The organism is Methylobacterium sp. GXF4 (assembly GCF_000272495.1).
In the GTDB taxonomy this organism is placed as follows: domain Bacteria; phylum Pseudomonadota; class Alphaproteobacteria; order Rhizobiales; family Beijerinckiaceae; genus Methylobacterium; species Methylobacterium brachiatum.
Map to the genome: position 1 here is coordinate 127,784 of NZ_AKFK01000051.1, position 12,004 is coordinate 139,787.

Here is a 12,004-nt window from a genome sequence, read left to right on the forward strand (position 1 = left end):
ACATTGGTAAGGATGCGCACGGAGGCGAGCTTTTTCTGCTGCACCGCGTCAATTGCCTGTGCGGACCGGCCGCCTAGCGGGCGACCTCGCGGGCGATGCCGGCAAGGCCCGCGTCGTAGACGCCGGTGATGTCCTTGACGGCCTCCGCGTCGGTCATGCCCTCGGCGTCGAAGGTGGCGGTCCAGATCACGGTCGCGCCCGCGCCGTTCGGCCGAACTGCCAGCGTCGCGTTGTAGGCGCGCACCGGCAGCGGGCCCTGGATGAAGCTGTAGCTGTAGCTCATGGCCGCCTCGTCGCGGGCGGTCTCGACCTCGACGATCGTCCCGAGCCCGCCTTTGGTCACGAGGCCGCGGATCTGCGCGCGGATGCCGTCGTCGTCATCCTCGCGCGACAGAATGCAGCGCTCGACCTGCGGATGCCACAGGCCGATGGCGCAGAACTCGCCGACCAGCGCCCAGACCGCCGCGGGCGGCGCCGGGATATCCCGGCTGCGGGTGACCTCCAGGGCGCAGGCCGGACCGGCGCTGAGCAGGGCTGCGATGCCGGACACGGCACGGACGGATCGCTTCACGGTTGGGTCTCCGCCGGATGTCCCGAACGAAAGTAGGGCCTCTGGTGACGGAAACCCATCCGGGCCCTGGCGGCCGATCCCTGGAAACCGCCGGGCTCAGCCGATAAGACGGCACCGGGTCGATCGCTCGGCCGCTCGGCCGTCTTTGCGAGCGCAGCGAAGCGACCCAGTGCGGCGCGCGATCTTCGAATGTCGCGTTTCCCCCGGTTGCTGCGCTGCGCTCGCGATGACGGTGGGGCGCGCTTCGACCGGAAACCGCATGTCAGGCTTTGAGCCGGAGAGGTCGATGGACGATCGCATCAAGTCGGCTTCCCCATCTCGGCACGGCAGGCATCCGGGGTTGTGCGCCTTCAGGCTCGGGATCGCGGCCCTGGCGCTGGCTCCGGGGCTGGCCGTCGCGGCGCCGGAGCCAGCGCCGCCTCCCGCGCCCGCCCCATCGTTCGAGGCCTGCCGCACCGATCTGATCGCCTGGGCGACCGGGCACGACGTACCGCAGGCCGTCGCGCAGGCGCAGCTCGGCGGCCTGGAGCCGGACCCGGACGTGCTGGCCGCCACCCAGAACCAGGGCGAGTTCGTCCGACCGATCTGGGACTACATCGACGCCAGCGTCACGCCGGCGCGGATCGAGGCGGGGCAGCGCAAGCTCGCGGCGTTGGCGGGGCCGCTCGCGGCGATCGAGACCCGGTACGGGGTGGACCGCTACACCCTCGTGGCCTTCTGGGGGGTGGAATCGACCTACGGCACCGTGCTCGACAATCTCAGCGTGGTGAAGCCGGTGGTGCGCTCGCTTGCGACCCTGAGCTGCGGCGATCCCACCCGGGCCGCCTATTGGCGCGACGAGCTGACCGCCGCCCTGCAGATCCTGGCGCGCGACGAGGCGCCGCTCGACCGGATGCCCGGCGGCCTGACCGGGTCCTGGGCCGGCGCCATGGGCCATACCCAGTTCATGCCGACCGTGTACCAGCGCCACGCAGTCGATTTCGACGGCGACGGAAAGCGGGACATCTGGACCTCGGCGCCGGACGCGCTCGCCTCCACGGCGAATTACCTGCGCGCCCATGGCTGGCGATCCGGCGAAGGCTGGGGCTACGAGGTCGTGCTCCCAGAGGGGTTCGACGCCGCACGCGCCGACGAGACGACATCGCGCAGTCTCGCGGCCTGGCGGGACCTCGGCGTGAAGCCCGCCCATGACCGTCCGATCGCGGATGATTCCGCGCAGGCGACCCTGATCCTCCCGGCGGGCATCCGCGGCCCCGCCTTCCTGCTCCGGCCGAATTTCGCGGTGATCCTGCGCTACAACACGGCGCTCGCCTACGCGCTGACGGTGGCGCTGCTCTCGGACCGCCTGCGCGGCGATCCGGGTCTGTCGCGCGACTGGCCCCGGGGCGACCGCGCCCTCACCGGCGACGAGCGCCGCGACCTCCAGACCCGGCTGACCGAGCGCGGTTACGCCACCGGCGGCGTCGACGGGAAGATCGGCCCGAAGACCCGGGCGGCCCTGCGGGCCTATCAGGGATCGCAGGGCCTGCCGGCGGACGGCTACGCCGATCCCGCTCTACTGGAGCGGATTCGGACGGCGCCCTGATCAGGCCAGGAAGGCCGGCTCGTCCCGGGCCAGAACGCGCTTGACGCTTTCCAGGTGCAGCCGCGCGCTCTCGGCGCGTCCGGCGGCTTCCTGGGCGGCGACGTGCCTGACGATCTCTTCCGGCACGACCTTCAGGGTGCGTCCCGTGCTCATGGCGAGCACCTGCGCCTGGGCGGCGCGCTCCAGGTAGTAGAGGTCGTCCCAGGCCTCCGCGATGGTCTCGCCCAGCACCATCACGCCGTGGTTCTTCAGGAACACCACGTCGGCGTCTCCCGCGCTGCGGGCGATCCGCTCGCCCTCGCGGGAATCCAGCGCCAGCCCGTTGTAATCCTCGTCCACGGCGATGCGGCCGTAGAAGCGCAGGGCGGTCTGGCCGGCCCAGAGCAGCGGCTGGCCCTCCAGCATGGCCAGAGCCGTGGCGTAGGGCATGTGGGTGTGGAAGGCGGCCCGGGCCTTCGGCTTCAGCCGGTGCAGCTCGGCATGGATGTGGAACGCCGTCGCCTCGGGCTGGCCGTCGCCCTCCACGACGTTGCCGTGGAAGTCGCACAGGAGCAGGCTCGACGCCGTCACTTCGGCGAAGGCCAGGCCGTAGGGGTTGACCAGGAACAGGTCCGGTCGCTCCGGCAGGACCGCCGAGAAATGGTTGCAGATGCCCTCCTCGAGACCGTTGCGCGCGGCCCAGCGCAGGCAGGCGGCCAGGTCGACCCGGGCGCGCCGGACGCTGTCCGCGTTCAGGGGCTCGTTGCTGCGCAGGGGCGGCGTGCTCGAAGCGGTGACGGCGTGCGCCATGCGTGAGGGCTCTCTCTCGGTTCGGATCTGGGCCGCCGGACTCGGCCGGCCCGGCATGTTACGCGGTCCTGCGGCGCGGTGAACCACCCTGCGCCCCGTCGGTCAGGCGCGCCCATCGGTGACGCCATCGACGAGGTTGAGCCCGAGCAGGAAATCCGACGCGAAATCCGTCCGCACCACAGGCTCGCGCGGCACTGGCTCGCGCAGCGTGTCGCGCTCGGCCCGGCGCGCGGCCACCGCTTCCGCGACGGTGACGCTCCGGAACGACAGGAGCGTCCCGCCCTGCGCCTGCGCGAGGCGCCCGAGATCCGGGCCGATCACGGTGGCGATCTTCGGATAGCCGCCGGTGGATTGCCGGTCGGCCATCAGGATGATCGGCAGGCCGTTGCCGGGCACCTGGATCGCCCCCATCGCCACGCCGTCCGAGACGATGTCGTGGCCCTTGGCGTGCTTGAGCGGGGTCCCGTCCAGGAAACAGGCCATGCGGTCGCCGCGCGGCGAGACGCTCCAGGGGCCGGCGAGGAAGGCGGCGATCTGGTCGGGGGCGAAATAGTCGTCCTGCGGGCCGAGCACGACTCGGATTTCACTGGGATCCCGGTCGAGCCAGGGGGCGATCAACCGGTGCGGCGAGCCCTCGCCGGGCCGGGCCTCGGCCACGGGAAGGCGGTCGCTGGCTGTCAGGCCGCGCCCATTCAGGCCGCCGAGGCCGGAGCGGGTATGCGTCGCGGTCGATCCGAGAACCGGCGCCACGTCGATGCGCCCGCGCACGGCGAGGTAGCCCCAGGCGCCGGCGGCGCCCGCGCGGACCGTCAGCGTCTGGCCGGGTTCGAGCGTCACCGCCACGGCATCCGGCAGGGGCGCGCCGTCGAGGGCGATCCTGAAGCTCCGGGACACCATCGCGATGCCGACAGGACCTCGCTCGGCCGTGACCGTCAGGCCGCCGGTGGAAACCTCGATCGCGGTGGCGTCCAGGGGATTGCCCACCGCGCGGTTGGCGGTCGCGTGCATCAGAGGATCCATCGGACCCGCGGCCGTGATGCCGTAGCGCAGGTAGCCGTGCCGGCCGCCATCCTGCAGCGTGATGCCGGGGCCCGCGGCCTCGACGACCAGGGCGGTCATCGACGAGCCTCCTCGCGACGGGCGACACGCTCGCCGGCCGCTTCCCGCGCATCCAGCGCAGCGAAGGTCGCGGCATCGACCGGCTCGAACCGGATCAGGTCGCCGGCGCCCACGAAGAAGCTCTCGTCGCGTTCCGGAGCGTAGAGCCGGGCCGGCGTCGCGCCGATCACGTACCAGCCGGTCGGCATCGGCACCGTCGCCACCGCGGCGAGGCCGCCGCCGATCACCACGGCGTTGCGCGGATGCGGCGGACGCGGGCTCGCCCGCCGGGGTACTGCCAGAGAGTTGGGCAGGCCGCCGAGATAGGCGAAGCCCGGCGCGAACCCGTACATGTAGACCCGGTAGGTCGCGTTCGCATGGGTCGCCACCACCGCATCGGGCGACAGGCCGGTGCGCTCGGCGACCTGGCCGATATCCTCCCCGTGCGGAGCGTCGTAGCAGCAGGGCAACGTCCAGAGGGTCGCCGTGCCGGCGCGCGCGGAGGTCTGTGCGGCCAGCGTGCGGACGCGGGCGACGAGCGTCTCCCGATCGAGCACCAGCGGATCGTAGTGGAGCATCAGGGAGCGGTAGGTCGGCACGCGCTCGCGCAGGCCCTCGGGCGGGTCGGCGCCGAGGGCGTCGTCCAAGGCCAGGACGCGATCGCTGATGTCGGGATCGACGGTGCTGCCGAACTCCACCACCAGCGCCGCCTCGCCGGAATCGAGCAGCCGCGGCTCGTGCTCGGCGTCGCTCATGGACGGAATGGCGCCAGCGTGACGCCGGCGCCTTCCAGCCGGGCGCGCACCGCCCGGGCTGTGGCCACGGCGTGGGCGGAATCCCCGTGAACGCAGATCGAGCGGATCGGCGTCGGCAGCGTCTTGCCGGAGGCGGTGAGGATCGCCCCGCCCTCGACCATGCGCAGGACCCGCTCCGCGGCCGCATCGGCCTCGGTGATCAGGGCGCCGGGCTGGTTGCGCGGGATCAGCAGGCCCGCCTCGGTGTAGCCGCGGTCGGCGAAGATTTCCTGGTGGACTTCGAGGCCGCACGCCTCACCCGCCTCGACTTGGGCGGTGAGCGCGATGGCGAGCAAAGCCAGGTCCCGGTCGACCGCCCGGACCGCCTTCGCGATCGCGTCGGCCACCGCGCGATCCTCGGCGGCGAGATTGGCGAGCGCCCCGTGCGCCTTCACGTAGGTGATCCGGTGGCCGGCATAGGCAGCGAGCGCCTGCGCGGCGCCCACTTGGTAGGCGACCAGCCGCTCGATCTCGGGCGGGCTGAACGGCATGCGCCGCCGTCCGAAGCCCCAAAGGTCGGGGAAGCCCGGATGGGCGCCGACCGCCACGCCACGGTCCTTGGCCAGCGCGAACGTGCGGGCCATGATTTCGGGATCGCCCGCGTGCAGGCCGCAGGCAACGTTGGCCGAGGTGACGATGCCGAGGATCGCCGCGTCATCGCCGCAGGCGTAGGCACCGTAGCCCTCGCCGAGATCGGAGTTCAGGTCCACGCTGGCCAACGGACTCGTCCCCTCTGTGCTGCGCACCGGCCCGGGCAGGCAGCGCGCATCGCGACCGGATGGTGCACCTTCCACACCGACCACGCTCAGAAGTCGAGAGTATCGCGTCGGAGGAAGGTGCGCGAGCACCAGCAAGGGCGATGCCGGGGGACCGCCGACGGTTCAGAAACCGGCCGCGCGGGCCGGAGGCTTCAGAGCGGCAGGCCGGGATCCGGCCGGGCGATCAGCCCGCGGCCGAGGAGCGCGAGCGTCGCGCGCCGCCCGAGCTTCATCGCCGGATAGAGCAGGCGGGCGCGGGTCGGGCTCCGGAGCAGCCGCGACAGCGCCCGGCCGATTGCGCCCCTGTCCTCGCTCAAGGTCGAGAGCAGGACCAGAGCATCCGGCCCGTAATACAGGCTGCGGCCGTGGCGCACGACCATGCCGTTGTCGAGATCATAACCGCGCCGGGCCAGATCCTCGACCAGAGGGCCGCCGGCCCGGGCATCGACCAGCGCCACGGTGCCGACCGACCGGCGCAGGGCCATCAGGCGCACGTAATTGCTGCAGAACGGGCATTCGCCGTCGTAGACGACCGTCAGATTGGCGTCGCTCATGGCCTCAGCTCGATCCGATGCTCGGCTTCCGAGACCAGCCGCCGGACCGGCACGCCGTCCTGCATGCCGAGGCAGACGGATTCGCGCCGATAGATGTAGGCGACGATGTCGTTCAGGGCCACGCCGTCGAAGCTCGCCCCGTGCTGCAGCGGGACGAAGAAGTGATGCGGGTAGAGGGCGTGCGGGAAGGATCCGAGCGTGTCGGCAATCCTGCTGACCAGGCCGTGATAGCCGCGGATATAGGCATCCACGGCGGGCCGGTCGATCTCGTTCTTCGAGAGGTCCTGCCCGGCGCCGTCCCGGGCGGTCAGGACCGGGACGTCGCATGTCAGCGAGGCCAGCACCTTGCGGTAGACCTGCGTTCCGCCGTTCGGGTTGTCGAGGGCGAAGGCGGTCTCGGCGTCCGGCGATCCGTAGGCCATGTGGGCGAACGGATACGAGTAGAAGGTGAAGAAGTTCGTCGGAACGTAGTGGCGTCCGCCATCCTTATCGACCGCTTGAAAATACAACTTGTTGTTTGCGGCGGTGTCGTACCAGCCCAGCCGCGCCTGGGTCATGAAGCTGTTGTCGGTCAGGATGAACAGCACCGAGAGGATCCCGACGAGCAGCGGCGGCCGCTGATAGTGCCGGCTGACGACAACGGCGCCGATCGCGAGGTTCAGCAGGATCCAGGGGGCGAAATTGGCGCCCATGACGATCACGATGGACAGGTGCATCGCGTCGAAGCCGAGCAGCAGCAGCAGGAGCCAGCGCCGCGGCATGAGGATGCCGACCAGCGCCGCGCCCTGCGCCAGCAGAATGAGCGCGTTCGTCACCGCTCCGCCATGGTTCAGGACCGTCCGCATGCCCTCCACCAGCCAGGACCAGCTCGCGTAGAACACGTGGTTGTTGTCGAGACCGACGCTGAACAGTTTCGCAGGGTCGTTGGCGAGCAGCCAGGATGTCGGGCCGGCATCCAAGGTCACCTTTGCCAGGAACGATGAGTAGTAGTTGCCCAGATGGATGCTGATCGCCGCGGCGATCAGGATTTTCGAGAACAGCGCGCTCGCCGTCGCCACGTCCCCCCGCGCGGACTCGGTCAGGTCCGGCCGGGCGCGCACGCGATCGGTCACTGCGATGACGGCGAGGCCGGCCAGCAGGCAGAAGCTGACTTCCGCGAGGGGGACGACATCGATGATGTGCCCGTGCCAGAGGCCCGTCACCCGGCTGACAGCGAGCTTGCTCCAGACCAGATAGGCCGCCCCGACGACGCCGAGCGACGGCCAGCGCAGGCACAGGATTCCGGACGCCACCGACGCGATCCAGAGGCCCACGATGGCCCAGAGCGTTATTGTCGCCTTGAAACCGTGCTCGACCATCGGGAAGAGCGGGTAGTGAACGAGCGCGTAGGCGCCCGAGATCACGCCGATCAACTGAAGCAGCCGAACCGCGGCTGTGTCCGAGGCGGCATAGGTTCGGCGGAGCATCGCGGCGGCGAGCACCAACGGCAGGACCATGATGTAATAGTTGTTCCGCTCGTCGATGACTCGGGACAGCTTGATGATCGTCAGGAGGGCGGCGATCTGCGCGAGCAGGATCAGGTAGGGCCGCGCCTGTGCGAACGAGACCGTGCCCGCCAGCCGGGATTCCCGGAGCCGGACGGTACCGTTCGGATCCACGCCTGAAAGAGATCTGATCATCGTCAATCTTCGCTGCCAGCTTCGCGTGGCGGACGCAGCGGCAGCGCGGCGGCCGGGTGGCTCTCGAAGGCACCGCGAGCGTGGGACGGGCGGAGGGGCATCACCCCTGTGCGCGTGGTCCTCAAGCGGTCCAGTGCTTCGACAGCGAGCGTGCCACGGTCGCGGTTCGGACCAAGCGCAAAGTCGGCGGATGCCGGCTACGCCTTTCGGTGTGAGCCGGCAAACAAAGCCAAGCTTCGCATTCCGTTTCGGCGCATCGTCGGGCCAGCGCGACGGGGTTCGCGGTTGTCCGGGCGAGCGGCCCCATGGCGGGTCCGAGATACCTCGTGAGGCCCGGCGTCTTTATCCGAAAGGATGACCTGCCCCGCCGGCCAAACGCCTGCGAGATGGGTTCGCTCGTGGCCCGAGCCCGACGCGCCGGCACAGCGTGAGTTCACCGCCCGGATCCGGCGATCACTGAGATGACGCGCGCGACCAGTTCAGGGGATCGCCGGCCACGCGACGAAGGCTGCCACGCGCGCGACGCGATCGAGACAGGAGGATATGAGATGCTGCTGATCAAGCAGAGCGCCGGCCGGTTCCTCGCCCAGCGGCCCGCCCTGCGGTCGTCGATCAAGGAGCTGGTCGAACTGGCCTTCTGGCGCAAGACCCTGTGGAAGTCGAAGGGGCGCTTCTACAACGCGCATCTGGTGCCGTTCTACACGACGTTCTTCGGCCTGGATCGCGAGTTCTATGCCGGCAAACGAGTTCTCGATGTCGGGTGCGGCCCGGTCGGAAGCCTGGAATGGGCCACCGAGGCTCTGGAGCGGGTCGGTCTCGATCCGCTGGCGGATTCCTACGTGAAGCTCAATCGCGGCCTTCACCAGATGCGCTACGTCGCGGCGCCGAGCGAGAGCATTCCGTTCCCCAACGGCCGGTTCGACGTCGTCACGATGTTCAACGCCCTCGATCACGTCGAGGATGTCGGCCGCACCGTCGGCGAGCTCAAGCGCGTCTGTGCGCCCGGCGGGACGATCCTGCTGATCGTCGAGATCAACCATCCGCCGACCGTCACCGAGCCGCACCTGCTGGACATGAGCATCGTCGGCCAGTTCGACGACTTCACCGTCGCACGCATCGAGGTGTTCGGGATCCGGGACGATCACGACGTGTACGGCAGCCTGACGGACCGCCATCCGTTCCCTGGCTCGGACAAGCCCGGCATCCTCTGCCTGCGGCTGACGAAGAAGCTGAACTGAACGGTCTCATGCGGGGCTTCGGCCGGGCAAAGCGCCCCGACCGGAGCCCTAATGCGCGCCGCTATTGCGGCGACATGGTCCCGTAGGGCGAGGCTTCGTCCACGAAGACCGCGCTGCCTGCCATGCGCGCGTCCAGGAACCTGCGGCTCGCAGCGAGGAACGGCCGGAGGAGGCGGCTGCCCTTCACGAGGCCGCGGGCTTTCGACCCGGCCGGAAGAAGCGGCGCATCGAAGGCATGGATCGAGACCGGATTCGGCGACATCACGCGCGCTCGGCTGACGGCCTTGCGCTCGTAGAAGTATCCCCACTCATACGCGGCCGCCACGACCGGCCGGTTCGCCGCCAGGATGCCTTCCGCGGCCTGCCGGGTGATCACGTAAGCTGCACTCGTGCCGAGCCCGCTCATGCGCATCGGCAGGCACAGCCGATAATCGCCGATCGAGACGGCATCCACGGTGCTGAAGCTGGCGCGGTGCGGTGGGCGATTGTGAAGCAGCACCACGTCGCCCCGGCGCAGGGTTGCCTCGACCCGAACCAGAATGTCGTGAATGTCGGGCGGCAGGACAGCGTCATCCGCGACGATCAGCGCCCAGGGCATCTTGCGGGCGATCACCGACTCGTAGGCCGCCAGATGCGACAGGGCGCAGCCGACCTGTTCCGGCGTCAGATCGGAATTGGGCGACGCGTCGCGGCCGGCTATCGTTCCGTCGATGCCCATGATCTCAAAGTCCGGCCCCCAGATCGAATGGAGATGCCGGGTGATATAAGCATGTCTCTCGCGATATCGCGGTGCGGATATTGCAATGCAGCACATGGAACCGACCTTCGATGCGCAATAATGCGCATCTGCCCGATGTATTGCAATAAAAATCTTCACCGAATTCAGTAATCGGGACGGTGAGAATTTTTCAACTGACCGATCTGTGCGGAATAAATTTTACGACTGTATGCGTGTGAATAGACGACCGGAAACGAAGGGTGGGTTCATGATTTTCGGTGTGACAAAAATATGTAAATTTGCCCGTATGACTATAAAAAGTTGGAATTCAGGACTAACGACCGGTATCTGACGAAAGGGCGGGCAAAAAAACACGCCACGCGAGGCGTGGGAGCTTCGAGCGCCTCACCGTTGCGCGTCTCGATGCCGGTTCACGCGTCCGGCAGCGGATCGTCAGCGCGCCCGCGGTGACCGCAGGACCGGCAGGATCGCGGCCATCAGGAATTGATGCACGCCGTGGTTCACGAAGAGCGGGCATTCGAAACAGATCAGTACTGTGATCTGCGCGAGGAACAGGATCGGCCAGGCTTCCACATAGCCGGGCGAGCGGGCGAAGTGCCGGATGATCCGGCGCGCCGTATCGAGCAGGACGCAGGCGAAGACGAGCAGGCCGACGGTTCCGAAGGCCACGGCGATGTCGATGAAGTTGTTGTGGAAGAACCAGACCTTCTGCTTGGTGGTGAAGTGGAGGTAGGGGGCCGTGGTGATCGGGCTTTCCCAATAGGCCTTGTAGCCGATCCCGATGAAGGGTTCCCGCCAGAACTGGTCGATGCCGAATTGCCAGAGGATCGTACGCCCCGTGAGCGTCGTGTCCTTCCCGAGATCGGAGAGGAGGCTCGTCGACAGGGCAGCCCCATGTGTCGCCGCGATCAGGATGCCGATGCCGGCAAGCGCGATGGCCACGCCGAGGCAGAAGCCCGTGACGAGGTTTCCCTGGCGCCACGCGATGATGACGACAAGCGGCGCGAGCCCCAGGGCACCGGCCACGAGGGCGGTGGCGGAATGGGACGATGCGAGCAGCCCCAGCGCTCCGAGAAAGGCGGCACCGGTCAGGAGCCGGTGCCAGCCCTGGAGGAACAGGCACGCGGCGCAGAGGAGCTGGAGGCTCATCAGGCTGCCCAGCACGTTCTTGTGCGAGTAGACGCCGGACCATTCGCCGCTGAGCCCGCGGGTCATGCCGGGGGCGGCCACGCCCAGCACGATCGACAGGATCTGACCCCCGAGCAGCCCGAGGAACACAATCCGGACGATGCCCGACAGTCCCACTGTGGCGCGCAGGGCGATGCCGGCCACGATCGTGGCGAGCAGCTGGAGGCCGTGATAGGCCGTGATGCCCGGCGTCAGGGACCAGGCCGCCGACAGCATGGCCAGCGCCGGCCAGAGCAGAAGGATCGGCCGGCTTCCGAACAGCGTGCTGGTCAGATCCCGCCGCAGGACCAGGAAGGCCAGGGCGGCCAGGTCGGCACCGAGCCAGACGGCCTTATCGAGTCCCGGAAGCTTGAGCTGCTCCCCGCTCAAGGGCGCCAGCAGGATCAACAGGATCCAGGGGATGGCGGCGAGCCCGAGGCGCGGCAAGTCAGCGGGGCGGTTCCGGCGTCGCGCGCGCCGTCCGGAGAGCCGCTCCATCGCCGCCCCGGGGGCACTGGTCGCAAGCCAGTTCAACCCGGCGGTGTGGTCCAACCCGAAGCCGGCCGTGTCTCGACGCAAAGCCATCGCACCCCGTCCCGAACCTCCCGATCGCCGCTGTCGGGCGGAGGCGTCGGGCGTTCCTTACGAAGGGCAGTCTATCGGGGCGCGGTGCCGGGCCGAATCCGCCAATCGAGGTAGGCCGGATGGGTGGTCGACCCGACCAGCAGTTTGGCTAGGCCGTTCCATCCGGTTCGGCGGCCGATCCGCGAACGCGGCGCCTCCGCGTTTCGCAGCACGCGCGGAGACGGGAGGCTCATGGGCGCCGCGTCGGAAACCGGATGGCTTGAGGCCGCGCGCCGTGCGGGGGCATCGTCCGGCTGGCGCAGACAGGCGATTACCCTGATGCGGGTTCGCAAGGCCGTTCGACGATGACAGGAAAGACGATGGAGCGGGCGATCGGGATCGAACCGACGACATTCAGCTTGGGAAGCTGACGTTCTACCACTGAACTACGCCCGCGGACACGAACAA

Annotated in this window: 11 protein-coding genes and 1 tRNA gene; 2 read left to right on the forward strand and 10 right to left on the reverse strand. The window is 69.0% G+C overall.

Translation table 11 applies throughout. The annotated features are described in order from the left end of the window. Nucleotides 1-73: 73 nt before the first annotated feature. Entirely contained in the window at nt 74-571 is a 498-nt protein-coding gene (locus tag WYO_RS08550) for an SRPBCC family protein (RefSeq protein WP_007561261.1), read from the reverse strand. 286 nt (nt 572-857) lie between these two features. Here WYO_RS08550 and WYO_RS08555 point away from each other — a divergent pair, with 286 nt between their 5' ends. Next, nucleotides 858-2,156 (forward strand): lytic murein transglycosylase, encoded by a 1,299-nt coding sequence (locus tag WYO_RS08555; RefSeq protein ID WP_007561263.1) that lies wholly within the window; start codon nt 858-860, stop codon nt 2,154-2,156. On the opposite strand, the gene WYO_RS08560 is transcribed toward WYO_RS08555, so the two are convergent. The 6 genes from WYO_RS08560 to WYO_RS08585 form a co-directional block, all read right to left on the reverse strand. Then, the gene (locus WYO_RS08560) at nt 2,157-2,945 is read right to left on the reverse strand and encodes an aldolase (RefSeq protein ID WP_039902535.1); all 789 of its coding nucleotides are present in this window, start codon (nt 2,943-2,945) and stop codon (nt 2,157-2,159) included. It lies immediately after the preceding gene. A gap of 102 nt (nt 2,946-3,047) precedes the next feature. Then, complete coding sequence (locus tag WYO_RS08565; protein ID WP_007561267.1) at nt 3,048-4,064, reverse strand: biotin-dependent carboxyltransferase family protein; 1,017 nt, start codon at nt 4,062-4,064, stop codon at nt 3,048-3,050. Next, on the reverse strand, nt 4,061-4,798 hold the full coding sequence (locus WYO_RS08570) for an allophanate hydrolase subunit 1 (RefSeq protein WP_007561269.1): 738 nt from the start codon (nt 4,796-4,798) through the stop codon (nt 4,061-4,063). Before WYO_RS08570 ends, WYO_RS08565 begins: the two co-directional genes overlap by 4 nt. After that, a complete protein-coding gene (locus WYO_RS08575; RefSeq protein ID WP_007561271.1) occupies nt 4,795-5,556 on the reverse strand; it encodes a 5-oxoprolinase subunit PxpA in 762 nt (253 codons plus the stop codon). The genes WYO_RS08570 and WYO_RS08575 overlap by 4 nt, the downstream gene beginning before the upstream one ends. 191 nt (nt 5,557-5,747) lie before the next feature. Then, a complete protein-coding gene (locus tag WYO_RS08580) occupies nt 5,748-6,149 on the reverse strand; it encodes a DCC1-like thiol-disulfide oxidoreductase family protein (RefSeq protein WP_007561274.1) in 402 nt (133 codons plus the stop codon). Next, nucleotides 6,146-7,828 (reverse strand): hypothetical protein, encoded by a 1,683-nt coding sequence (locus WYO_RS08585; protein ID WP_007561276.1) that lies wholly within the window; start codon nt 7,826-7,828, stop codon nt 6,146-6,148. The genes WYO_RS08580 and WYO_RS08585 overlap by 4 nt, the downstream gene beginning before the upstream one ends. Nucleotides 7,829-8,376: 548 nt before the next feature. Here WYO_RS08585 and WYO_RS29300 point away from each other — a divergent pair. Beyond that, a complete protein-coding gene (locus tag WYO_RS29300) occupies nt 8,377-9,066 on the forward strand; it encodes a class I SAM-dependent methyltransferase (protein ID WP_007561278.1) in 690 nt (229 codons plus the stop codon). 61 nt (nt 9,067-9,127) lie between these two features. Here the strand turns inward: WYO_RS29300 and WYO_RS08595 are convergent, their stop codons facing one another. The 3 genes from WYO_RS08595 to WYO_RS08605 all read right to left on the reverse strand — a co-directional run bounded on the left by WYO_RS08595 (nt 9,128) and on the right by WYO_RS08605 (nt 11,992). After that, a complete protein-coding gene (locus tag WYO_RS08595) occupies nt 9,128-9,943 on the reverse strand; it encodes a glycosyltransferase family 25 protein (RefSeq protein WP_244424114.1) in 816 nt (271 codons plus the stop codon). 294 nt (nt 9,944-10,237) lie between these two features. After that, nucleotides 10,238-11,557 carry an O-antigen ligase family protein gene (locus tag WYO_RS08600; RefSeq protein ID WP_007561282.1) on the reverse strand — a complete coding sequence of 440 codons (1,320 nt, stop codon included), beginning with the start codon at nt 11,555-11,557 and terminating at the stop codon, nt 10,238-10,240. A gap of 360 nt (nt 11,558-11,917) precedes the next feature. Then, nucleotides 11,918-11,992 (reverse strand) — tRNA-Gly (locus WYO_RS08605). Between the last annotated feature and the right edge of the window lie 12 nt (nt 11,993-12,004).